At 74.6% G+C, this 22,061-nt stretch carries 19 protein-coding genes; 9 read left to right on the top strand and 10 right to left on the bottom strand.

Going from position 1 to position 22,061, the window contains the following annotated elements:
• Window positions 1–6: 6 nt before the first annotated feature.
• Together IF61_RS0119435 and IF61_RS0119430 are read left to right on the top strand one after the other, a co-directional pair.
• The gene (locus tag IF61_RS0119435) at window positions 7–1,173 is read left to right on the top strand and encodes a nitroreductase family protein (protein ID WP_030367721.1); all 1,167 of its coding nucleotides are present in this window, start codon (window positions 7–9) and stop codon (window positions 1,171–1,173) included.
• A gap of 329 nt (window positions 1,174–1,502) precedes the next feature.
• Window positions 1,503–2,177 carry a response regulator transcription factor gene (locus tag IF61_RS0119430; RefSeq protein WP_030367720.1) on the top strand — a complete coding sequence of 225 codons (675 nt, stop codon included), beginning with the start codon at window positions 1,503–1,505 and terminating at the stop codon, window positions 2,175–2,177.
• A gap of 28 nt (window positions 2,178–2,205) precedes the next feature.
• Here IF61_RS0119430 and IF61_RS0119425 read toward each other — a convergent pair whose 3' ends face one another.
• The 7 genes from IF61_RS0119425 to IF61_RS35340 all read right to left on the bottom strand — a co-directional run bounded on the left by IF61_RS0119425 (window position 2,206) and on the right by IF61_RS35340 (window position 12,089).
• The gene (locus IF61_RS0119425; RefSeq protein ID WP_030367719.1) at window positions 2,206–2,529 is read right to left on the bottom strand and encodes a RedY protein; all 324 of its coding nucleotides are present in this window, start codon (window positions 2,527–2,529) and stop codon (window positions 2,206–2,208) included.
• 34 nt (window positions 2,530–2,563) lie between these two features.
• Window positions 2,564–3,733 carry an L-prolyl-[peptidyl-carrier protein] dehydrogenase gene (redW, locus tag IF61_RS0119420; protein ID WP_030367718.1) on the bottom strand — a complete coding sequence of 390 codons (1,170 nt, stop codon included), beginning with the start codon at window positions 3,731–3,733 and terminating at the stop codon, window positions 2,564–2,566.
• A complete protein-coding gene (locus tag IF61_RS0119415; RefSeq protein ID WP_078660336.1) occupies window positions 3,730–6,534 on the bottom strand; it encodes a beta-ketoacyl [acyl carrier protein] synthase domain-containing protein in 2,805 nt (934 codons plus the stop codon). The genes redW and IF61_RS0119415 overlap by 4 nt, the downstream gene beginning before the upstream one ends.
• A 178-nt stretch (window positions 6,535–6,712) precedes the next feature.
• On the bottom strand, window positions 6,713–7,435 hold the full coding sequence (locus tag IF61_RS0119410; protein WP_052392825.1) for a BTAD domain-containing putative transcriptional regulator: 723 nt from the start codon (window positions 7,433–7,435) through the stop codon (window positions 6,713–6,715).
• 365 nt (window positions 7,436–7,800) lie between these two features.
• Window positions 7,801–8,529 carry a response regulator gene (locus IF61_RS0119405; RefSeq protein WP_043189911.1) on the bottom strand — a complete coding sequence of 243 codons (729 nt, stop codon included), beginning with the start codon at window positions 8,527–8,529 and terminating at the stop codon, window positions 7,801–7,803.
• Window positions 8,530–8,670: 141 nt separating this feature from the next.
• Window positions 8,671–9,954, bottom strand: coding sequence for a sensor histidine kinase (locus IF61_RS35345; protein WP_052392824.1), 1,284 nt, complete (start codon window positions 9,952–9,954; stop codon window positions 8,671–8,673).
• A gap of 26 nt (window positions 9,955–9,980) precedes the next feature.
• Complete coding sequence (locus IF61_RS35340; protein WP_107043072.1) at window positions 9,981–12,089, bottom strand: MMPL family transporter; 2,109 nt, start codon at window positions 12,087–12,089, stop codon at window positions 9,981–9,983.
• A gap of 269 nt (window positions 12,090–12,358) precedes the next feature.
• On the opposite strand from IF61_RS35340, the gene IF61_RS0119390 reads away from it, so the two are divergent.
• From IF61_RS0119390 to IF61_RS0119380, 3 genes are all read left to right on the top strand, one after another.
• Window positions 12,359–13,339: a DMT family transporter gene (locus IF61_RS0119390; RefSeq protein ID WP_107043079.1), complete on the top strand. Its 981-nt coding sequence runs from the start codon at window positions 12,359–12,361 to the stop codon at window positions 13,337–13,339.
• A gap of 409 nt (window positions 13,340–13,748) precedes the next feature.
• Window positions 13,749–14,252 (top strand): inorganic diphosphatase, encoded by a 504-nt coding sequence (locus IF61_RS0119385; RefSeq protein ID WP_030367711.1) that lies wholly within the window; start codon window positions 13,749–13,751, stop codon window positions 14,250–14,252.
• A gap of 23 nt (window positions 14,253–14,275) precedes the next feature.
• The gene (locus tag IF61_RS0119380) at window positions 14,276–15,730 is read left to right on the top strand and encodes a hypothetical protein (RefSeq protein ID WP_030367710.1); all 1,455 of its coding nucleotides are present in this window, start codon (window positions 14,276–14,278) and stop codon (window positions 15,728–15,730) included.
• Between the two features lie 40 nt (window positions 15,731–15,770).
• Here the strand turns inward: IF61_RS0119380 and ssgD are convergent, their stop codons facing one another.
• Both ssgD and IF61_RS0119370 read right to left on the bottom strand, forming a co-directional pair.
• On the bottom strand, window positions 15,771–16,184 hold the full coding sequence (gene ssgD, locus IF61_RS0119375) for a spore wall synthesis regulator SsgD (protein ID WP_030367709.1): 414 nt from the start codon (window positions 16,182–16,184) through the stop codon (window positions 15,771–15,773).
• A gap of 276 nt (window positions 16,185–16,460) precedes the next feature.
• Complete coding sequence (locus IF61_RS0119370; RefSeq protein ID WP_078660335.1) at window positions 16,461–17,654, bottom strand: sensor histidine kinase; 1,194 nt, start codon at window positions 17,652–17,654, stop codon at window positions 16,461–16,463.
• Window positions 17,655–18,269: 615 nt separating this feature from the next.
• Here IF61_RS0119370 and IF61_RS0119365 point away from each other — a divergent pair.
• A complete protein-coding gene (locus IF61_RS0119365; RefSeq protein ID WP_052392822.1) occupies window positions 18,270–19,406 on the top strand; it encodes a WD40/YVTN/BNR-like repeat-containing protein in 1,137 nt (378 codons plus the stop codon).
• Between the two features lie 6 nt (window positions 19,407–19,412).
• Here the strand turns inward: IF61_RS0119365 and IF61_RS0119360 are convergent, their stop codons facing one another.
• On the bottom strand, window positions 19,413–19,712 hold the full coding sequence (locus tag IF61_RS0119360; RefSeq protein ID WP_030367706.1) for a YciI family protein: 300 nt from the start codon (window positions 19,710–19,712) through the stop codon (window positions 19,413–19,415).
• A gap of 37 nt (window positions 19,713–19,749) precedes the next feature.
• On the opposite strand from IF61_RS0119360, the gene IF61_RS0119355 reads away from it, so the two are divergent.
• From IF61_RS0119355 to IF61_RS0119345, 3 genes are all read left to right on the top strand, one after another.
• Window positions 19,750–20,463, top strand: a complete 714-nt coding sequence (locus tag IF61_RS0119355) for an endonuclease V (protein ID WP_030367705.1) — start codon at window positions 19,750–19,752, stop codon at window positions 20,461–20,463.
• Window positions 20,464–20,586: 123 nt separating this feature from the next.
• A complete protein-coding gene (locus IF61_RS0119350) occupies window positions 20,587–21,522 on the top strand; it encodes a dihydrodipicolinate synthase family protein (RefSeq protein ID WP_030367704.1) in 936 nt (311 codons plus the stop codon).
• A 123-nt stretch (window positions 21,523–21,645) separates the two neighbouring features.
• Window positions 21,646–22,023 (top strand): MmcQ/YjbR family DNA-binding protein, encoded by a 378-nt coding sequence (locus IF61_RS0119345; protein WP_030367703.1) that lies wholly within the window; start codon window positions 21,646–21,648, stop codon window positions 22,021–22,023.
• Window positions 22,024–22,061: the final 38 nt, after the last annotated feature.

Here is a 22,061-nt window from a genome sequence, read left to right as displayed (position 1 = left end):
GGACCCATGACACCGACCCCCTCCCGGACCCCCGGACTCGGCGAGTCCTTCCCCGAGGCGCTGCGCCGCGCCACCGGGATCGCCGCCCTCAGCCCCTCCTCGCACAACTGCCAGCCCTGGGCGCTCGCGCGACTGGAGAGCCGGCCGGCGCGCCGCGCCGCCGCCGACCTGCTCGGCTGCCCCGACGACGGCTCCACCGTCTACCTCGCGCTCGCCGCCGACCGCCGGCGCAGCCTCAGGGCCCTGCCCGCCCACACCCTGGAGATGCGGCTGAGCTGCGCCGCGTACTGGCGCATGCTCTGCCGGGCCCTGGCCGCGCAGGGCTGGGCGCTCGTCCGGGAACGGGCCCACGAAGCGGGAGGAGCCGCGGACGCGCGCCTGCCCGGCGGCCCGTGGCCGCGCGACTGGTCACTGCTGTGGACGGCCGCGCTGCGCCGCACCGGAGAGCCGCGCGAGAGCCTGACCGCCCTGGACGCCGCGGCCCGCGCACGGCACACCAACCGTGGTCCGTACGACGACGAGCCGCTCGCCCCGGGTCTGCTCCGCGACCTCGCGCGCCGGGCGCCCGCGGGCGGCCCCGCCATCACCGTCCGCCACCTGACGGAGATTCACGAACGCGGCATATTCGCGGAGTTCCTGGCCCACCACGGGGGAATCGATTTCAGCCACCCGGCCGCCTGGCGGGAAACCCACTCCTACATCCGGTGGAGCCCGGCGGCGGTCCGTGCGCACGGCGACGGCTTCCCCGCGACGCAGCTTTTCGGACCGATGTCGGCCCGGCAGCGGCTCGCCAAGCGGATCGCGCTCGCCCCGCCGGTGATGAAATTCCTGTGCCGGTTCGGTTATGACCGCTCGCTCGCCGGGGGACTGGCCGCCGAGGTCCGGCGCACCCCCGCCGTCGTCCTGATGCACTTCGCCGACGAGTCCCCCGGGATCGCCGACGCCTTCCGGGGCGGCGCGCGCATCGCCGACTACTGGCTGCACGCGGCGTCCGCGGGACTCGCCCTGCACCCGCTGAGCGTCGTCCTGCAGCACGACACCCTGCGCACGGTGCTCCAGGACCAACTGGGCCTTTCCGGCAGGCTCTTCTTCGCGAGCCGCGTGGGCCGGCCCCGTACGGCCTTCCCGCCGGCGCCCCGGAGCCTCGGCGCCGCGGACCACCGCACGGTCTGAACCGGGGACGGGAATGCAGCGGAGCATTCCGGCCAGGCCCGGATCGCGTACGCCGCGGGGTCGGGGATACTGCTCCCTTGCCCTGTCTTTACCGTGACAGATTCCCGCCAAAACCTGGCGGGACGCCCGGCCGTCAGTTGCCGCTGGCGTACAGTCGGGTGAGACGTTCAGGGGGAAGCCGTGGCCACGGAGATGACGTCAATCAGCCATCGCACCGCCGGCGGGGGGACTCGGGGGCTCTTCACCCCCTCTACCCCGTCGGCCACAATAGCGCCTGCTCCCCGAAGCGACTCCGTTAGGAACCGTTCCGTTTACTGGAAGCAGGCTCGATGAGTATGCGCATACTGCTGTGCTGCGACAAGCTCATCCTGGGCGCGGGTATGCAGGCACTGCTGGGCCAGCACGGCCTGGAAGCACATACGAAAACTTCCGTGCGCAGCACGGTGGCTGCCGCCAAGGAGATGACGCCGGACGCCATTGTCGTCGTGGCCCCGGCGCTCAGCATCGACGACACCCACGAACTCGCCGAACTCTCCGGGATGGCCAAGGTCATCCTGCTCGCCCGGCCCGATACGACGCCCAGGGCCTTCGAGGCGCTGCGCATCGGCGTCCGCGCCGTGCTCTCCCTGGAGGACCCGCCGGAGGAGCTCATCCGCATGATCAAGACGGTCATCGAGGTCGACGCCATCGTCGCGCCGCTGACCGCCCGCAAGGCGCTCGATCAGCTCCGCACCGAGCAGCCCCCCGCCCCCGCCCCGCCGCCGGCCGGCGCCCTGACCCCGCGCGAGGCCGAGGTGATGCTGCTGCTCGCGCAGGGCCGGTCCAACGCGGAGATCGCCGAGAAGCTCTCGATCTCCAACACGACGGTCCGCTCCCACGTCCACCACGTCCTGCGCAAGCTCGACGCCGGGACCCGCGCCCGGGCGGTCGCCATCGCCTACGAGACGGGGCTGATCGACGCCATGGAGCGGCAGGTGGAGCGGCAGGTGGAGCGCCGCCCCTGACCCCGCCGGCGCCACCGCACGGAGCCCGTCAGACCACGGCGGCACGGTATCCGGGCTCCACGCGCACCCCGGCGAGTTCGTCCACCACCTCGGCCATTTCCCCGAAATCCGCGACCAGCCGGCCGAAGGCGGCACTCGTGGTGTCCCGCTCGAAATCGGCCCGGCTGCGCACGGTGATGACTTCGAAGAAGTGCACCGGTGCGGACGGGTCACCGGAAACCCGCTGCACGCTGAATGACAGCACGCTCGGGAGTTCCGGACAGCTCGCGTAGTCGGTTTCCCGCACCCATGTTTCGAAACGGCCGGGTGTGACGCCGGGGCGTAGCCGAATTCGGTGCACAATCAGGTCCACGATGCCGGAAGTCCCTTCTGTATTCCGATGCGGTTCACCGTTGCCGGAGCTTTCGGGAGCGCCGGCCGCCCAGGCCCAGTGCGCGGGCGACATTGTTCTTCTGGATCTCGTTGGTGCCGGAGAAGATGCGGGAGGGCAGGGCGTCCCGCAGAAACGTCTCGGCCTCGCCGCCGAGGATCCCGAGCGCGCCGCGCAGCTGCACGGCGTCCAGCCCGAGCCGCACGGCCGCCTCGCTCACCGCGAGCTTCGCCAGCGCGGGCGCGATCTCGTCGTCGCTGCCCGCGTCCAGCCCGCACGCGGCCTTGTAGAGCATCAGCCTGGCCGACTCCAGCTGCACCGTCATGTCGACGATGCGGTGGCTGACGGCCTGGAAGCCGCCGATGGACCGGCCGAACTGCTCGCGCTCCCGGGCGTGTTCCACGGTGGACTCCAGCACGCGCTGCATCGCCCCGAGGTAGGTGGCGAACAGGCACGTGCGCTCCCACTTCATCGACGAGGAGAAGATGCCCGCGCCGGAGCCCTCCTCGCCGAGGACGTCCGCCGCCGGCACCACGCAGTCCGTGAGGTAGACGTCCGCCATCGGCGAGCCCCGCAGGCCCGCCTTGTCGTAGCGCGGCCCCACCGTCAGGCCGGGCGTGTCCGCCGCCAGGACGAAGGTCGTCAGGCCGAAGAAGCCGCCCCCGGGCGACGTCGCCGCCTGCAGGACGAACACGTCGGCCACGGGCGAGTTGGTGGTGAAGCACTTGCTGCCGTTCAGCACGTACGCGTCGCCCTTGCGCTCGGCCCGCGTCCGCAGGTTCAGGGCGTCGGAGCCGGCTTCGGGCTCGGTGATGGCGTGCGCCGCGATCGCCTCGCCCGAGGCGAGGGGCGGCAGCCAGCGCTGCTTCTGCTCCTCGGTGCCGAACTCGGTGACCGGCATGACGGCCGCGAACAGGTGCGCGGCGACGGAGAACGCGAAGCCCTGGTCGGCGCACCCGTAGCCGAGGGCCTCCATCAGCGCCGCGGTCGTGACGGCGTCGAGCCCGCTGCCGCCGTACGCGGCGGGCACGCTCGCGCCCGTGAGCCCCTGCTTGCCCGCGAGCTGCCAGCGGCGCCGGAAGTCCTCCGGGTCGTACGCCGCCGTGCCGTCGCCGAGGTCGCGCCGGGCGAAGCGCACGACCATGTCGCGCATCTCCGCGGTCTCGGTGTCGAAGTCGAAGTTCATCGTGGCCCGTCCAGGTGTTCCTCGATCAGCACGTGATAGTTGATGCCGCCGGTACCGAAGGAGCTGACGCCCGCGCGCCGCGGCCGCCCGGGGGCGGACACCCACGGCCCCGTCCCCGTGGAGACGCGCGCGGGCACGCGGTCCAGGTCCAGCTCCGGGCTGACGGTGGTGAGGCCCGCGTTGGCCGGCAGCACCCCGGTCCGCAGGGCGTGGAGCGCGCGCAGCAGCCCGGCGGCGCCCGCCGCCGCGAAGGTGTGGCCGAAGAACGACTTGGCGGAGCCGATCTCCAGCGGCCGCCGCCGGTGCGGGCTCGCGTACACCCGCGCGACCGCGGCGATCTCGACCCGGTCGCCCACGCGGGTGCCCGTGCCGTGCGCCTCCAGGTAGCCCACGTCGGCCGGCTCGAAGCCCGCCTGCCCGAACGCCTGGCGCATCGCCCGCACCTGGCCGTCCGCGTCGGGGGCGATCAGGGACTTCGCGTCGTTCGACGCGCCGATCCCGCACAGCAGGCCGTGGATCGCGTCCCCGTCGCGCCGGGCGTCCGCGTAGCGCTTGAGCAGGAACAGCGCGCAGCCGTCGCCCGGCGTGAAGCCGTCCGCCGCGGTGTCGAAGGGGGTGATCCGCCCGTGCGAGAGCAGCCCCAGCGCCGAGCACAGCACCATGTCCCGGGCGTTACAGGGCAGTTCGACGCCGCCCGCCAGCGCGTAGTCCACGCTGCCGGAGCGCAGCCGGCCCACCGCCACGTCCAGCGCGGCGAGCGACGACGCGCACGCCGCCTCGATCCCCAGCGGCACGGCGTCCAGGCCGTACTCGCCCGCGATCACGGCCGCGACGCCGCCGGCCAGGCAGCCGTCGAGGTCCTCCGGCGCGCGCGGGGCCGGCCCCGCCGCGTACCGCTCGCGGACCAGGTCGAGCAGGGTCGCCGTCTCGGTCGCGTCCAGCCGGCCGAGCGCGGCGAGCCCGCCCACGGCCGACTCCACCTCGCCCAGGGCCAGCCCCGCGGCCGCGCGCCGCTCCCGGGACAGGCTCAGGTTGGTGCCCGTCGCGACCAGGCCCGGCCCGCGCAGCGCGGGGGCGGCCGGGCCGCGGCGCGCCATGAGCTCGCCGGCCACGGACAGGGCCACGCGCTGCGCGGCGTCCATGGCCGCCCAGCGGCGCGGCGGGATGCGCAGCCCCTCCGGGGGCGCCGCCGGCACCTCCAGGGGCGAGCCCTGGTCGGTGTAGCTGCGCGTGAGGCTCAGCTTGCCCGGCTCGTAGTAGAGCTCGCGGTCGAGGAGGGACTCCGGCAGTGGCCCGATGCGGCTCTCGCTGGTGAGCATGGCGGCCCAGAACGCGTCGGCGTCGGGCGCGTCCCCGAAGCGGCCCCCGTAGCCCACGATGGCGATGGGCTCCGGGGCGACCGAGACACGTGTGGTCCGCGGACGCTCCGCAGCCGCCGCGGCGGTGTCCGGGTCGTGCTCCTCCAGGACGAGGTGGCAGAGCGTGCCGGTCAGCGACGCACCGCTGACCGTGGCCCGGCGCGGCCCGGCGCCCGCCTCCTGGTGCCACTTCCGCGGCTCCGGCAGCGTACGGAACGGAGGGCCGGGCGCGGGCGCGAGCCCGGGCGGCAGGCGCCGGTGGTACAGGGCCAGCGCCGCCTTGGTGACGCTCGCCAGGCCCGCGTTGGCGAAGGTGTGCCCGAGCCGGTCGCGCACGCTGCCCACCACCACGGAGCCGGCACCGGCCCCTGCGTACACCGCCTTCAGCGCGGCGAGTTCGGCGCGCGTCTCGTGCGCCACGCCGTAGCCGCCGCACTCCACGTAGCCGACGGATGCCGGCGCCGCGCCGCACGCGTCCAGCGCGGCGCGGGCCGTCCCGGCGCGCCGCTCCACGGACGTGGAGTAGCGGAACACGCCCGGGCGACCCTCGTGGCGCACCGCACAGCCGCGGACGGTCGCGTAGACGCGGTCCCCGTCGCGGACGGCGGACGACAGCCGCTTGAGCAGCAGCGCGCCCACGCCCTCGCCGAGCGCGAAGCCGCAGCCGTCCGCGGCGAACGGCCGCGTCCGGTCGGCGACGAGGCCCTTCGCCGCGAGCGCCGCCCGCAGGAACGGGCCCTCCTCGCGCTGGCCCGTGACCACCAGAACGGCCTCCGACAGGCCGCCGCGCAGGCTGTCCAGGGCGTGGGCGAGCGCGAGGAACGACGTCGCGTCGGCCGACTCCAGGGCCAGGGTGCGGCCCCGCAGCTTGAAGGCGCTCGCGATCCGGGCCGGGATGGTGCTGGCCATCTCCCCGACCCGGTCGTGCGGCGACGCCCCGAGGCGCCGTACGAGGGCGGTGCGCAGCTCGTCGGCGGCCTGCGCGGCCGTACGGGCCGAGCCGCCGAACTCCGGTGCGGTCAGCGCCCGCTCCAGCTCGCGGGCGTACCGGCTGCCCTCGACGCGCAGGGCGTTGGCGTACTGCCGGTCGAGGCCCGCACAGACCCCGGCCACCACGTCCGTCCGCTCGGCCTGCAGCGTCCGGTCGCCGGCCTTGGCGTCCTCCAGGCACTCCCGGGCCGCCTCCAGCATCAGCAGCTGCATCCGCGTCAGCGCGCCGGCCTGGGCGGGCGGAATGCCGAACTGCGCGACGTCGACCTCGATGTCCGCGAGCGACGGGGCCGCCGCCCCGGGCGGTGGCAGTGGTTCGGTCAGATGCCTCCAATAGGAGTCGGCTCCCTGTACGCCCGGGTAGAGCGCCGCGATGCCGACGATCGCGACGGGTTCGTCATGGTGTGCGCGCGCGGTGCCTGCGGCACCGCGCGCGTCGAACTCGGAGTGCATGTCGGAACGACTCCAGGTGTTCTCGGCCCGCCCGGCAGCGGTGGCCGGGCGAAGGATGTGGTGCGGCCCCGCCGGCCCGCGCCTTCGCGGGTCCCGCCGTTGCGGCGAAAGAACGTGCCCGCCGCAACCGCGGGGACCACAGCGGTCAGGGTCCGGCGGAATCCCCGGGCACCGGAACTCACACGCCCGTGGTGACCCGGCGGACGGGCGCCAGCGCTCCCGGCTGGGCCAGCCCGGGGTCCTGGGCCAGGATCTCGGCGTGCCGGCGCTGCAGCCCGGCACCCGGCTGGATGCCCAGCTGCTCGTCCAGCCGCTTCCGGGTGAGCCGGAAGCGCTCCAGAGCCTCGCTCTGCCGCCCCGACCGGTACAGGGCGAGCATCAGCAGCTCGCAGAACCGCTCGTGCAGCGGGTGCTGCGCGACGAGCTGCTGCAGTTCGGCGATCACCTGGGTGTTGCTGCCGAGCACCAGGCGGGCGCTCACCAGGTCTTCCCACGCGGTCAGCCGGCGCTCCTCGAAGAGGGTCGCGGCGCTCGCGCACCGCAGCCCCTCCCCGGCGTCGAACAGTGCCGGGCCGCGCCACAGCCGCAGACCGGTCTCCAGCAACCTCGCCGCCCGCTCGGGGTCGGTGGTCAGCGCGGCTCCGCCGCGGGAGGCGAGATCGAGAAATCTGTTGGCGTCGACGCATTCCGCCGACACGTCCAGCAGGTAGCCGTTCGGCACGGACCGCAGGACGGTCGTGCGGTGCATCGGAGTGTGTGCCTCGAGTACCTTGCGCACCCTGGTCGCCTGCGCCTGCAGGGCGTTGCGGGGATTGCCGAGGGGCGAACCGCACCACAGCTCGTCGACGAGCTCCGTGTGCGACACCGCCCGCCCCGCCCGGAGGGCGAGGGTCGCGAGCATGGACCGGACCTTGCTGGCCCGAATGTCACTGCTCCTCTCCGCAGCGCTGACGCGCACCGGACCGAGTATTTCAATTTGCACGAAATTCCCCCACACAGCGGTTTCCGCCGGAGATCAGAACAGAAGCCGGTACCGGCTTTTCCCCCTTTCAGCGCCCAATCCTCGCAACGCGGAACAACTGCCGTCATCCATCCCCCGGCCCCTTTCCGCCCTCAACGGATGGCGGAGCCGGGCGCCCGCCCCGTACGTTCATTGAGGAGCGGGCCCGCCCGGCTCAACGCGGCGTCAACGCACGGAGGACGGCGCCGTTGCGCCCCGGTCGGCAGCACGGCGTAGGTGCGGTGTCCGTTTTCTTCAGTCCGGCTTCAGGAAGAGCAGACGCCGTTCCCGAAGGCACCGCCCGGCGCCGAGCCCGGCGTCACCAGGCCCGCCTCGTACGCGGCGATGACCAGCTGCACCCGGTCGCGGGCGCACAGCTTGCCCATGATGCGGCTGACATGGGTCTTGGCGGTCAGGGGACTGAGCCCCAGCACGTCGCCCACCTCGGCGTTGTTCAGGCCCCGGGCCACCAGCGTCAGCACCTGCCGCTCGCGCACCGACAGCACCGCCAGGCCGCCTGTGACGAAGCTCGCCGGGATGTCCGCCCGCGGCGCCCGCAGCACCCGGGCGATCAGCCGCGAGGTCGGGCCGGGCGACAGGAGCGCCTCCCCGGCGGCGATGGTCCTGATCGCCTCCAGGAGCGCCGCCGGCCGGGTGTCCTTCACCAGGAATCCGGAGGCGCCCGCCCGCAGCGCATCGATGACGTACTCGTCGGTGTCGTACGTCGTCAGGACGAGCACTTTCACGCCTGCCATGTCCTCGTCGGCGGCGATGCGCTGGGTCGCCTCGATGCCGTCCAGATCCGGCATCCGGATGTCCATCACCACCAGGTCGGCGCGGGCGCTGCGGGCCAGCTCGACGGCCTGCCGGCCCGTGCCCGCCTCGCCCACGACCTCCATGTCCGGGGCGGTGTCCACCAGCATGGCGAAGGCGGAGCGGACGAGCCGCTGGTCGTCGGCGAGCAGGACCCGGATCGGCTGCTGCGGCGTGCTCATCGGCGGATCCTCCCCCCGGGGGAGCACGGTGCCGCCGGACTCGGTGCTGAGGTCATCGGCCATCCTTCGGGGTGGGACCCGCGCCCCGGGGACGGAGGCGGGTCGTTTCACTGACGGGTGCACGCGCCGGTGCGCGGGGGTTCACGTGAAGACGGCCCCGTCCACGGGGGCGGTCGGCAGGACGGCGGCGACCGCGAACCCGGCGCCGCCCGGCCGCGGGCCGGCCTGCAGCCCGCCGCCGACGCTGCGGGCGCGCTCGCGCATGCCGACGATGCCGTATCCGCCGGTGCCGTTCGGCTCGTTCCCCGGCACGGCGGCCCGCACCGGAGCCTCCGCGCCGCCGTCGTCGAGCACGGTGACCCGCAGGGCGCCGTCGCCCTCTCCGCGCGCCACCGTCACCCAGACGCGGACCGCGGGCCCGCCGTGGCGGACCGCGTTGGTGAGCGCCTCCTGCACGATACGGTACGCGGCGGCCCCGACAGCCGGGGCCAGGACGGCCGTTGCCGCGTCTTCGGCGGCGGTGCCGTTGCGCTCCGTGGCCGCCTCCACCGGTCCCAGGTGCACCTTCAGGCTCACCCGCGCGCCCGCCGCCTCCGCGGCCCGCGCCAGGTCGGGCAGCCCGTCGAGCCCCGGCAGCGGCCCGTACGCCGCTGAATCGTTCCCGCGGAGCACCTCCAGCGTCGCGCGCAGCTCCGCGCGGGCGTCCCGGCACGTGTCGGCGATGCCGTCCAGCGCCTTGGCGAGCGCCGTGCGGTCGAGCCGCTCGGGGTCGGCGACCAGGACGTGGGCCGCGACCGCGGTCTGCACGCCGATCAGGGTGATGCTGTGGGCCAGCAGGTCGTGCAGGTCGCGCGCGATGTGCACGCGCTCCTCCGCGACCCTGCGCGCCGCCTCCCGCTCCCGCGTGCGCTCGGCGCGCTCCGCACGCTCCACGATCGCCCCGACGTAGTTGCGGTGCAGGCGCACCGCCTCCCCGATCAGGACGACGTCGGCGATCCAGCCCGCGCTCACCAGCGTCGGCAGGATCTCGTGGCCCTTGCCCAGGAGCAGCATCACGGCGGTCGCCACGCCGTAGATGCCGCCCAGGGTGAGGAAGCTGCGCCGCGGCGGCCCCACCACGGCGAGCGTGCACAGCGCCACCAGACCCGCGGGCAGCACCGCCGCCCGCGGGTAGCCCAGCAGGTAGAACGGGCCGTTCATGCAGGCCACCGCGAGCACCGTGAGCCACGGCGCCCGGCGCCGCGCGGTCAGCGACAGCGCGGCGCCGGTGAGGAGGGCCCAGCCCGGGAGGTCCAGCGACCGCCGCGAGGTGACGACGAACAGCACGCTCTGCACGGCGAGCACGGTCAGCGCTATGCCGAAGTCCTGCAGCAGGACACTGCGTCGTGCGATCGCGTGCCGCGGCAGCAGCAGTCGCGCGATCATGGGGGCAACGGGGTCCCGGGACGGCATCACGTTTCCATGGAACCCCGGGAGAGCTTCCCGGGCCACCACATCCACCTCTTCAGCAACAGGCTTGCAGAGGTGACCAGATAGGTACGGACCAGGAAGGTGTCCAGCAGCACCCCGACCGCGATGATGAAGCCCATCTCTACCAGCGCCACCAGCGGCAGCGTCGCCAGCACGGCGAACGTGGCCGCCAGCACGATGCCCGCCGAGGTGATGACCCCGCCCGTCGTGCGCAGCGCGGTGAGCGCCGCCTCCTGCGGCCCCGCCCCCTTCAGCCGCTCCTCGCGCGCCCGGTGCATCAGGAAGATGCCGTAGTCGACGCCGAGCGCGATGAGGAAGACGAACGTCAGCAGCGGCAGACTCGGATCGAGCCCCTTGTAGCCGAGCGCCGGGCCGAACACCAGCCCGCTGAGCCCCATCGCCGCGCCCCACGAGGCGATCACGGCGAGCACGAGCACCGCCGCCGCCACCAGGCTGCGCAGCAGGGCGATCAGCACGATCATCACCGCGACCAGCACCAGCGGGATCACCTTGCGCCGGTCGTCGGCGTTCGTGGTGTCGAGGTCCATCTGCTGGGCCGTCGGACCGCCGGCGATCGCCTGCGCGCCCTTGATGCCGTGCACCGCGTCCCGCAGCGCGCCGATGGTCTTCTTCTCGCCGGCCGACTCGGGCTTCGCCACGGAGAACACCTGCAGTTCGGTGCGCTCCTCGCCGCTGCGGCCCGGCTGCACCGTGGCCACGCCCTTGGTGGCCTTGACGGCCTTCTCCACCTCGCCGGCCTGCGCGGTGCGCGTGACCACCGTGATCGGCAGGCTGCTGGCGTCGGGGAACGCGGTCGCGACCGTGCGCATCGCGGTGACCGAGTCGGGCTTCTTGAGGAACGCGTCCTCCTGCTTCAGCGTGCCCGGCAGCTTCACCGCGCCGACCGACAGGGCGACGAGCGCCGCGACGCCGCACAGCAGCACCAGGCCCGGGCGGCGGGACGCGGAGTTGCCCATCGCCGCGAACAGCGAACGCCGGTGCACGGCCTCGGTCCCGTACACCGGGACGATCGGCCAGAACACGCGGCGGCCCAGCAGGACCAGCACCGCCGGCAGCAGCGTCATCATGGCCGTCAGCGCGCAGAAGACGCCCACCGCGCCCACCGGGCCGAGGCCGCTGCTGCTGTTGAGGTCCGCCGCCATCAGGCACATCAGGCCCGCAATGACCGTGCCGGACGAGGCGAGGACGGCCGGGCCGCAGCCGCGGATCGCGGACCTCATCGCGTCGTAGGGCTGCTCGATGTGGCGCAGTTCCTCGCGGTAGCGGGCCACCAGCAGCAGGGCGTAGTCGGTGCCCGCGCCGAAGATGAGCACCGTCATCACGGACGTGCTCATCGTCGTCACCGTCAGGTCGAACGCCTTGATCAGCCCGTAGACGCCGGCCATCGCGGCCGAGGCGGCCACACCGACCACCGCCAGGGGCACCAGCCACAGGAACGGGCTGCGGTAGATGAGGATCAGCAGGACCGCCACGACGCCCGCGGTGCCCAGCAGCAGCACGCCGTCGATGGACTGGAAGACCTCGTTCTGATCGGACATCAGGGCGACCTGCCCGCCGAGCTCGGCCTTCAGGCCCCCGGGCTTGTCCTCCTTGACGATGTCCCGGATGCCGTCGACCGCCTTGCCCTGCGCGGAGGCGTCCGCCAGGCCGCTCACCGACAGCGCGGTCATCGACGTGGCGCCGTCCTTGGAGACGACGGTGGGCGGCTTGTCGCCGCCGCGCAGTTCGTAGCGCCCCGCGATCTTCTTCAGGTGCTCCTGCGCCGCCTTGGTGTCCGCGGGCCGCAGCCCGCCGTCGCGGTGGTACACCAGCAGCGCGTCGGAGGTGTTGCCGCCCGGCAGCTTCTGCAGCAGGTGCTCGACCCGGGTGGACTCGGCGCTGGCCGGCAGGTAGTCCACGGGACGGTCCCGCGCGGCGCCGCCGAGCTTTCCGGCGAAGGGAGCGGTGACCGCCAGGATCACGATCCACAGGGCGATCACCGCCCAGGGGAGGGCGCGCCGCCTTGCCTTTCCTTCGCCGGCCGGTCGCGACCGGCCCTCCTTCGCTTGCGTGTCCGCCGCCGGGGCCATGTGCTCGCCGCCTCCTCGAAGCCGGAGTTCGCTGACCCTTCCAGGGTTCCGGCGCGAAGCGCCCGGTGCGTCGGCCCGCAGACCGAAGCGGAAGCTAATCCGCCGGGTGCAACGGGGTGGTTGTTACTCCCGCGGGAGTAACCGCCGGCGGACGCCGGGGCCGGCTGCTTGCCCGTACGTCTCAGGTACCCCGTACTCCGCTGGTAGGAGACGCAGGTCCGTCCCCCGGGACGACGACGGATCCGGCGCGGCGAGGCATCGTGGAGGGCATGAGTGCGCTCCTGCTGCCGGTCCTGCTCTGCCTGGTGTCGGCAGTGGCCTACGCGGGTGCGGCCATCGTGCAGGAGCGGGTCGCCGCCACGACGGCCGACGGGCCCGGGGCCCGCGGCCCGCTGCGGCGGCCCGGCTGGTGGGGCGCGGTCGCCCTGACCGGGCTCGGCGCGGGGCTGCACGTCGTGGCGCTCGCCTACGGGCCGCTGAGCCTCGTCCAGCCCCTCGGCGCGCTCACGATCGTCTTCGCGCTGCCCATGGCGGCGGTGTTCGCCCGCAGACCCGTCGGCCCGGCCGGCTGGCGCGGCGCCCTCCTCGCGACCGGCGGCCTCGCCGGGCTCCTGACCCTCACCGGGCCGCCGCGCACCGAAACCCTCGACGCCGCGCAGCGGCCCCTCCTCGCGGCCGCGGTGCTGACCGGGGCCGCGGTCCTGGCGCTCGGCGCGCGGCGGGCGCGGCGGGCCGTCGTACGGGGGGTGGCGCTGGCCGCGGCCGCCGGCGCCGCGTTCGGCATGGGCTCCGTCTTCACCAAGGCCGCCGCCGAGGACTGGACCTCGCACGAGACGGGCTCCCTGGTCCCCACGCTCCTCGCCACCGCCGTCCTCGCCTCGGCGGGCATGCTCCTGTCCCAGGCGTCCTACCGCGGCGCGGGCCTGGCCGCGCCGCTCGCCACGGTGACGATCGTGAACCCCGTGGTTGCCGCGGCCGTCGGGACGGCAGTGCTCGGCGAAACCTTTCGCTACGGGGCGGTGGGCGGCGTCCTCGCCACGCTGGCCGGCGCGTTCGCCACGGCGGGCGTGGTGACCCTGAGCCGTCTCCCCCCGGACCGGGAAGCCACGATCACGGTGCGGGCCCGCCCCACGGTGCCGCGGGCCCGCCACTGCGTGACGCACGCGGGCAGTGCGGGGCACGTACGGGCGCCGGGCGGTTCGGCACCGCCGGGATGCGCCGCGGTGGCTGATCGCCGTCGCGGCGGGTGATTCCTCCCGGCGACGCGTGCCGGGCCGCGGGCCCGAACGCCGGGCTCTCGATACGTCTTCGCGGCGCTCCGGCTGTCTCTTCCGCCGCGACGGTGATCAGTTGGTATGGCGCATTTCGGCGGTGCCGTAGGGGCTGTCTGCGGGGGCTTGCCGGTCGGGCGCCGCCGGGCCGCGTGGCGGTGGTTGATCGCCGCCGCGGCGGAAGAAGGGTTACGGTCCGGGAAGTTCCTTCCGCCGCAACGGCGATCAGTTCGTACGGCGCAGTCCGGCGGTGCCGGGGCCGGCCGTCGTTCGTACGTGTCCAGCGCACGCACACGCACACGCCCCCTCCGCGAGGAGGTATGGCCACTCCGGCCGAACCACGACACGATGGGCCCCTCGCCCGGCCGACCCCCACCGGAGGTGCCCCGTGGAGTTCGACGTCGTCGTGGAGATCCCGCAAGGCAGCCGCAACAAATACGAGATGGACCACGACCGCGGCCGCATCCGGCTGGACCGGCTGCTGTTCACCTCGACCCGCTACCCCGCCGACTACGGCTACATCGAGCGGACCCTCGGCGCGGACGGAGAGCCCCTCGACGCCCTCGTGCTCGCCGGCGAGCCCACGTTCCCGGGCGTCGTCATCCGCTGCCGGGCCGTCGGGATGTTCCGGATGCGCGACGAGCAGGGCGAGGACGACAAGGTGCTGTGCGTGCCCGCGGGCGACCCCCGCCACGAGCACGTCCGGGACCTGCGGCACCTTCCACAGTTCGACCGGCTGGAGATCCAGCACTTCTTCGAGGTGTACAAGGAGCTCGAACCCGGCAAGTCCGTGGGCGACGGCGCCCGCTGGGCCGACCGCGCCGCCGCGGAGGCGGAGATCGCCGCCTCGTACGAGCGGGCATCCGCGGCCCGGAGACAGCCGGACGCATAGAAGAATGCGGTAGAAGAAGGGGCATGCGCCGTATCGTCCCTCCCCTCGCGGCCGTCGCCGCCGCCTACGCCGTGCTGCAACTGTGCTACGCCGTCGCGCACATGGACCTCGGCTGGGACGAGAGCGTCTACCTCTCCCAGGTCGACCCGCGCAGCCCCGCGGCGTACTTCAGCGCCCCGCGCTCGCGCGGCATCAGCTTCCTCGCGGCACCGGTCGTGGCACTCACCCCGTCCACGACGGCCCTGCGCGTGACACTGGCGCTGCTGTCGTCGGCGGCCCTGTACGGGGCGTTCGCGGTCTGGCGGCCCCTGCTCGGCAGGGGGCGTACGGCGCTCGCGGCGGCCCTCTTCGCCGGGCTGTGGATCACGGTCCTCAGCGGGCCCGAGGTGATGCCGAACCTCTGGATCGCCCTCGCCGCGGTCGCCGCGACCGGCTTCTTCGTCCAGGCCCGCAACAGCGCTGACGGCCGTACCCTCGCGGGCCTCGCCGCCGCCCTCGCCGCTGCCGCCCTCCTCCGTGCCCCGGACGCCGTCTGGCTCGCCCTGCCGCTGCTCGCGACCTGCGCGACCGTACGCGCCTGGCGCCGCCCCCGCGTCGTCGCGGCGGTCCTCGGCGGGCTCGTGGCGGGCGGCGCGCAGTGGACCGTGGAGGCGTACGTCCGCTTCGGCGGCATCGCGCGGCGGCTCGCGGACTCCAGCGACACCGAGGGCGGCATGGGCGCGCACCTGGGCGCGGGCCTGACCGCCGCCCGCCGCAGCCTCAACGGCCCCCAGCTCTGCCGCCCTTGCCGCATCGCGAACCCGTCCCTCACGCACTCGCTGTGGTGGCTGCTGCTCCCCGTCCTGGTGGCGGCGGCCTGCACCCTGGCCCTGCGGAGGGACACGCGGGCCGCGAGCGACAGCCGGGCCGGGAGCGACACCCGGGCCGCCGTCCTGCTCCCCGCCGCCTGCGCGCTCTCCCTCGCCGCCCCGTACCTGCTCCTGCTCGACTACTCCGCGCCCCGCTTCCTGCTCCCCGCCTACGCCCTGCTGGCCCTGCCCGTGGCGGACCTCGCAGCCCGCGCGCCGGCCGCCTTCCGCGCCGGGCCGCGGCGGTGGGCGGTGGCCGCGGTGCTGTGCGCGGTCCTCGCCGCCCACCTCTCGGTGCAGCTGAAGGAGCTGCGCGTCAACACCGCCGACGCCCGGGACACCGCCGTCCGCTACCGGCGCGCGGCCGAGGGCCTGCGGCGCCTCGGCCTGTCCGCCCCGTGCACGGTCACGGGCCCCCGGGCGCAGCCCGTCGCCTACGCGGCGGGCTGCGCCTCCGCCCAGACCATGGGCAACAACCGCTCGACGACGGACGCCGCCCTGGCCCGTACCGCGCGCCGCATGCCCATGGCCGTCCTCTACGACCCGGCCGACGCCTACCTCCCGCCGTACGCCCGCACCTGGCGCGCCCACGAGCTCCCCGGGACCGACTGGACCGCGTACGTGCCCTGACGTCCACGCGGCTACGTCACCTGACGCCCCTCCGCCGGCGTCAGGCGTCCCGCAGCAGCGCCGCCAGGTCGCCCTCCACGTCCAGGTGCCCGCCCTCGCTGCCGGCGGGCACCAGCGCGTAGGAGCGCGCGAGGAAGCGCCGCAGTTCGGACGTGTCGATCTGCACCATGGCCACGCCCTCGACGGCGTGGAACTCCAGCACCGTGCGGTCCGGCCCGCACGGCCACACGTGGACGTCGCCGCCCCCGGTCGGCGCGATCAGGCCGCAGGCGAGCGTCTCGCGGGCGAAGACCCATTCCACGTCGGCCCCGTCGAGGGAGGCCGCGGCGGGGAAGCCGATGTGCACGGCGAAGGGATCGGAGGGTTCGTAGCGCAGCTGCGCGGGGACGGCGCGGTCCTGTGGGGCCGACGCAATGAGCCGTGCCTGGACAGCCTGGTCGATGACAGTGGACAACGCGTGCTCCCTCGCGATCGCTGTGACGTGGTGCGGTTCCGTGCGGTGACGTGCGGTTCCTTGCGGTGGTGCGGGGCCTTGCGGTGGTGGTGCGGCGGTGGTTCTCCTGCCGGCCGGCCCCGGAAGGGGCCGCCCACCGGAGAGACGCCGTCAGGAGAGACGGCGGTTCGATCGCTGCAGTGCACATGATTCGAGCGTGAGCTGCGTCACTCTCCTTGGAATGGAAAAGACAACTGCCGTATCAGCCGTCAAATCCCTGCTCGTTGGGCGCTCTGCTCACCGTTGCACCGGCAGCACCGCCAGTACTTCCCAGCCACCGCCCGGGACGGGCCCCGCCGTCAGGGACCCGCCGATCGCGTCCGCCCGCTCCGTCAGCCCGACCAGACCCAGCCCGCCGGTGTCCTCCGGCGAGCACTGCGCCGGCTGCCCCGCGGCCCCGTCGTCGCGCACCGAGACGAACAGGCTCCGTTCCGCCTCGCGCAGCGTCACGCGTACGGCCGACGCCTCAGCGCTGTGCTTGGCCACGTTGGCCAGCCCCTCGGCGACGATCCGGTGCACGGAGGCGGCCAGCTCCGGGGGCAGCCCGGCGCCGAAGCCGGGATCGACGTGCAGGTCGACCCGTACGGGCCCCCGCCCCGTACGGCGGAAGTCGTCTACCAGCTCGCGCACCCCGTCCAGACCGGGCAGGGGCGCGCGGTGGGGCGCGTCCTGGTGCAGGACGCGCAGCAGCCGCCGGGCCGAGGTCAGGGCCTCGTCGCCGGCCGCCTGGATGTCCCGCAGGGAGGCGGCCACGCGCTCGTCCTCGGCGACGGTGCCGGTGGCCTTGGCCAGCAGGGTCATCGCGGCGACGTGGTGGGCGACGAAGTCCTGCAGCTCGCCGGCGAGCTCCAGGCGCTCCGCGTCGCGCGCGGCGGCCACGGCCCGGGCGCGCTCGGCGTCACGGTAGCGCAGGCACAGGCCGGCCGAGGTCACCCCGGCGACGACGAGGGCGTAGACGACGACGGCCGTGCCCGGCACCTCCATGTCGCGCACCGGGGCCACCAGGACCCCGGCGGCCAGGGCGACGCCCGCCGGCACGGCGGCCCGCACCGGCGCCCGCCACGCCACCAGGGCGAGCAGGACGAGCAGGGCGGCGCTCTCCGTCAGCCCCCAGACGGGCAGGTGCAGGCCGGCCGCCATCAGGTACCCGGTCGCCGTCCAGGACACGCCCACGGCCGCCGCGGCCCGCAGGGCGAGCGGCGCCCACGGCAGCACGCACATGACGACCAGCAGCCCGGCGGCCCACACCACGAGGTGGGCGTGGTGGGCAGCGGTCTGCCCCGGGTAGACCGCCCCCCGGGACAGCACCCGGCCCTCCAGCAGCCACAGCCCGCACAGCCCGGCCAGCAGCCAGCCCCGGCGGCGACGCCGGCTCGGGGGTGCGCTTCGGGCGGGGGCGAACGGCATGGGCGTCGGCGTCGTCGGCGTCATGCGCTTCACGCTAGGCGCGGGCGGGGGAGCGGCGGATCGCCCGTCCAGCCATTCCGGCCCCGGCCGAAAGGATGACTGCAATTCCCGGGGGCAACCCCCGGACCCCCGGCCGGGGCGGCCTTCGGCCGGTGGCGTCGCCGCATCGGCGGGCGGATGCGCCCGCCTCGATGGCCCGCGGCCCACAGAATGCCTCTGCCGCCACGGCGCGCAACCACGAAGGCGCTGACCGGCGGTGCCGGATTTCGCCGCAGCCGGTGAACCCCCGCCGAGGGCTTCGCGTCTGCGGCGGCGGCGCAAACCGGTGCGTGGGGGCCGAGCTTCCCCGCCTGGAGCCGGTAGAAATCTCCCGCCGCAACGGCGCGTAACCACGACGGTGTCGCCCGACAGTGCCGGAGTCGCAGCTGAGAGCCTCCCGGCGGCAGCCGGCAGGAATCCTCCGCCGCAACAACGCGCAACCACGACGGTGTCGTCCGGCAGTGCCGGACTTCGCCGCAGCTGAGAGCCTCCCGGCGGCGGGCGGCAGGAATCCCCGCGTAACCCCGGCGGAGCCGACCCGGTGCCGGACTCCGCCGCAACCGGTGAACCCCCGCCCCGCAGGTGCTACCTTGCGCCGCCATGAGACGGACTCTGACGACGTTACGCACCATCGCCGCCGCCCTGTGCGGCACCGCACTCGCGCTCGCGGGCACCGCGGCAGCCCCTGCGCAAGCCGCCGGCAAGGCCCCCGTGGCAACCCCCGCCCAAGCCGCCGGCAAGGCCCCCGCGTGGGAGAGCCTGGACAGCGGCAGCGACGCCCGCTTCAGGGGCCTCGCGGCTGTCAGCCGGACCACCGCCTGGGCCGCGGGCACGAAGGGCACGGTCCTGCTCACCCGCGACGCCGGCCGCAGCTGGCGAAACGTCTCGCCGCCCGGCGCCGGCGCCCTCGAGTTCCGCGACGTGGAGGCGTTCGACGCGCGGCGCGCCGTCGTTCTGGCCATCGGTGAGGGCGAGGCCTCCCGGGTCTTCCGCACCGACGACGGCGGCACCACCTGGACGGAGACCTTCCGTAACGCCGACCCGAAGGCGTTCTACGACTGCCTGGCCTTCTTCGACGCGCGCCACGGCATCGCGCTCGGCGACCCCGTGGACGGCAGGTTCCGCGTCCTCGCGACCGGCGACGGCGGCCGTAGCTGGCGCCTCCTGCCCGCCGCGGGCATGCCGGCGGCGCTCCCCGGCGAGGCGGCGTTCGCGGCGAGCGGCCAGTGCGTGGTGACCGCCCGCGGCCGGACCGGCGGCCGCGACGCCTGGATCGCCACCGGCGGCGCCGCGTCCTCCCGCGTCCTGCACTCCGCCGACCGCGGCCGCACCTGGACCGTCACCGGCACGCCCGTACCGGCCGGCGACCCCGCACGCGGCGTCTTCGGCCTGGCCTTCCGCGACCGGGCGCACGGGCTGGCCGTCGGCGGCGACTACCGCACCGGGCAGCCGTCCGGGCGGGCCGCGGCCGTCAGCGGCGACGGCGGCGCGACCTGGGCCGCGGCCGCCCGGCCGCCGGGCGCCTACCGCTCCGGCGTCGCCTGGCTGCCCCGCAGCCGCACCACGGCGCTCGCCGTCGGGCCCACGGGCAGCGACGTCACCACGGACGGCGGCCGCACCTGGCGCGGCTTCGGCACCGGCTCGTACGACACCGTGGACTGCGCGCCGGACGGAGGCTGCTGGGCCGCGGGGGAGAAGGGCAGGCTGGCCCGGCTCACCGCACGGTCAGGAAAGTGACCGCGGTCAGGACGGCAGTTCCTGCCGGTAGGCCTCCAGGGCGGGGGCCGTCTTCGTCGGGATGAACTCGGTGATCGTGTACTCGCACACCCCCGCCACGGTGAACGGGTCGCTCTTCGTGATCTCCTCGATCTTCTTCCGGTCGTCCCCGAGGGCGAGGATGACGCCCCCGTCGCGCGGCACCTTGCGCCCGGAGGCGATGAAGACCCCGGACGCGTAGTGCGCGTCCAGCCAGGCGACGTGCTCGGGGAGGGCGGCGTCGATGCGCTCGATCGGCGCGATGTAGGTCAGCTCCAGTACGAACATGATCGCCAGCCTACGGGCCGGGTACGGTGGCCGCACAATGAGCGCAGCAGAACAGACAGAACCCGTCGGCGTACCCCCCGGCTGGCCCACGACCGAGGCGGAAGCGGCCGCCCTCCAGGACGAGTTGCGCGGCCGCGTCGTCCTCGGCGAGCCCGGGCCGCCGCCCGGCGAGCCCCTCGTGGCCGTCGGCGTCGACGTCGCCTACGACGACGAGCGGGACGTCGTCGTGGCCGCCGCCGTCGCCCTGGACACGGCCACCCTGCAGGTCGTGGAGGAGGCGACCGCGGTCGGCCGGGTCGCCTTCCCGTACGTCCCCGGGCTGCTCGCCTTCCGCGAGATCCCCACCGTGCTCGCCGCCCTGGACCGCCTCCGCGTCACCCCCGGCCTGGTCGTCTGCGACGGCTACGGGCTCGCCCACCCCCGCCGCTTCGGCCTCGCCAGCCACCTCGGCGTCGTCACGGGCCTGCCCACGATCGGCGTCGCCAAGAACCCCTTCACCTTCCGCCACGACGCCCCCGGGCCCCACCGGGGCGACACCTCGCCCCTCCTCGACGGCGACGAGGAAGTGGGCCGCGCCCTGCGCACCCGGCCCGGCGTCAAACCGGTCTTCGTCTCGGTCGGCCACCGCACGAGCCTCGACAACGCCACTGCCCACACCCTCGCCCTGGCGCCCGCCTACCGCCTCCCGGAGACGACGCGGGCCGCGGACGCCCTGTGCCGCCGCGCGCTGAAGGGGCTGGTGGCGGGCTGAAGGAGCGGGCGCGCGCCCCGCCCTGACGGCGGAGCGGCCCCACGGCGGGGCACCGCGCCGACATACTGGGCTCGCCCCTTCCGAAGGCTCGGCGCACCGCATCGCGCCGGAAAGGCGGTCGCCATGGGCCTGCCCGTTCCCCTGTCGGGTGTCGTCCCGCCGCTCTGCACGCCCCTGACCCCGTCGGGCGAGGTCGACACCCGCTCGCTGGGGTCCCTCGTGGAGCACGTGCTCGCGGCCGGCGCGCACGGCGTGTTCGTTCTCGGGTCCAGCGGGGAGACCGCTTGCCTGAGCGACGCCCAGCGGCGCACCGCGCTGCGGGCCGCCGTCGACGCGGTCGCCGGCCGGGTGCCCGTCCTCGCCGGGGTCATCGACATGACCACCGCCCGCGTCCTGGACCACGCGCGCGCGGCCGCCGCGCTGGGCGCGGACGCGCTCGTGGCCACCGCGCCCTTCTACGTGACCACCCACCCGGTGGAGGTCCGCGACCACTTCCGCCGCATCCGTGAGGGTGGCGGACTACCGCTCCTCGCGTACGACATCCCGCAGTGCGTCCACACCAAGCTGGACGCCGCGACCGTCCTCGCCCTGGCCGAGGACGGGACCGCCGCCGGGCTCAAGGACAGCAGCGGCGACCTCGGCGCGCTGCGCCGGCTCCTCGTCGGGCTGCGCCGCCGCGGCCTGGACGGCGCCTTCGCCGTCCTGACCGGGTCCGAACTGGCGGTCGACGCGGCGTTGCTGGCGGGTGCTCACGGCGTCGTTCCCGGACTGGGCAACGTGGATCCGGCCGGCTACGTACGGCTGTACGAGCACGCCCGGGCCGGCCGCTGGGCCGAGGCGGCCGCCGAACAGGACCGGCTCGCGGCCCTGTTCGCGCTGGCCGAGTCGGGCGGCCACGGCGACATGGGCCCGACCGCGTCCGCCCTGGGCGGCTTCAAGGCCGCCCTGCACCTGCTCGGCGTCATCGACTGCCCGGCGACGGCCGTGCCGCAGCGCCCCTTGCCCGGCACAGCCGTGGACGCCGTGCGGCACCACCTGGCGGAGGCCGGGCTGCTGTGATCCCGTCCGTGTGATCCCGGGCGATGTCAGACCCGCGGGCTAGCGTGTACGGGCAACGAGGCAACACAGCAACAACGAGGCAACACAGCAACGCGGCGCACGCGCACATTTCCGGAGGCACCCATGGCCCTGTCCGTCCCCCTCAAGGCCCGCGCGAAGGTCAGGGAATTCGCGCTCTCACTGCCCGGCGCCGTCGAGGAGTTCCCCTGGGAGGAGAGCGCCGTCGTCAAGGTCAACAAGAAGATCTTCGTCTTCCTCGGTGCCGAGGGGAACAGCGAGTCACCGGGCATCTCGGTCAAGCTCAAGGACGAGGAGGTGCACGGCCACGCCCTGGCCGTCCCCGGTGCGACGCCCACGGCGTACGGCCTCGGCAGACACGGCTGGGTCTCGGTCCCGCTCACCGGGGAGAGCGCCCCGGCGGACATGCTGTGCGACTGGGTGGAGGAGAGCTACCGGACCATCGCCCCGAAGCGGCTCGTCGCGGAGCTCGACGCCCGTTGAGGCGAGGTCTTGTGAAAACTGGAACCTGTTCTTAACAT

This window comes from Streptomyces roseoverticillatus (assembly GCF_000719265.1).
Classification (GTDB): Bacteria; Actinomycetota; Actinomycetes; order Streptomycetales; family Streptomycetaceae; genus Streptomyces; species Streptomyces roseoverticillatus.
The sequence above is the reverse complement of the archived record's forward strand: the minus strand, read 5'-3'. Positions and strand labels throughout refer to the sequence as shown.

Coding starts and splice junctions, on each gene's coding strand:
- IF61_RS0119435 (WP_030367721.1), top strand. CDS start 7: ATGACACCGACCCCCTCCCGGACCCCCGGACTCGGCGAGTCCTTCCCC.
- IF61_RS0119430 (WP_030367720.1), top strand. CDS start 1,503: ATGAGTATGCGCATACTGCTGTGCTGCGACAAGCTCATCCTGGGCGCG.
- redW (WP_030367718.1), bottom strand. CDS start 3,733: ATGAACTTCGACTTCGACACCGAGACCGCGGAGATGCGCGACATGGTC.
- IF61_RS0119415 (WP_078660336.1), bottom strand. CDS start 6,534: ATGCACTCCGAGTTCGACGCGCGCGGTGCCGCAGGCACCGCGCGCGCA.
- IF61_RS0119410 (WP_052392825.1), bottom strand. CDS start 7,435: ATGCTCGCGACCCTCGCCCTCCGGGCGGGGCGGGCGGTGTCGCACACG.
- IF61_RS0119405 (WP_043189911.1), bottom strand. CDS start 8,529: ATGAGCACGCCGCAGCAGCCGATCCGGGTCCTGCTCGCCGACGACCAG.
- IF61_RS35345 (WP_052392824.1), bottom strand. CDS start 9,954: ATGATCGCGCGACTGCTGCTGCCGCGGCACGCGATCGCACGACGCAGT.
- IF61_RS35340 (WP_107043072.1), bottom strand. CDS start 12,089: ATGGCCCCGGCGGCGGACACGCAAGCGAAGGAGGGCCGGTCGCGACCG.
- IF61_RS0119390 (WP_107043079.1), top strand. CDS start 12,359: ATGAGTGCGCTCCTGCTGCCGGTCCTGCTCTGCCTGGTGTCGGCAGTG.
- IF61_RS0119380 (WP_030367710.1), top strand. CDS start 14,276: ATGCGCCGTATCGTCCCTCCCCTCGCGGCCGTCGCCGCCGCCTACGCC.
- IF61_RS0119370 (WP_078660335.1), bottom strand. CDS start 17,654: ATGACGCCGACGACGCCGACGCCCATGCCGTTCGCCCCCGCCCGAAGC.
- IF61_RS0119365 (WP_052392822.1), top strand. CDS start 18,270: ATGAGACGGACTCTGACGACGTTACGCACCATCGCCGCCGCCCTGTGC.
- IF61_RS0119360 (WP_030367706.1), bottom strand. CDS start 19,712: ATGTTCGTACTGGAGCTGACCTACATCGCGCCGATCGAGCGCATCGAC.
- IF61_RS0119355 (WP_030367705.1), top strand. CDS start 19,750: ATGAGCGCAGCAGAACAGACAGAACCCGTCGGCGTACCCCCCGGCTGG.
- IF61_RS0119350 (WP_030367704.1), top strand. CDS start 20,587: ATGGGCCTGCCCGTTCCCCTGTCGGGTGTCGTCCCGCCGCTCTGCACG.
- IF61_RS0119345 (WP_030367703.1), top strand. CDS start 21,646: ATGGCCCTGTCCGTCCCCCTCAAGGCCCGCGCGAAGGTCAGGGAATTC.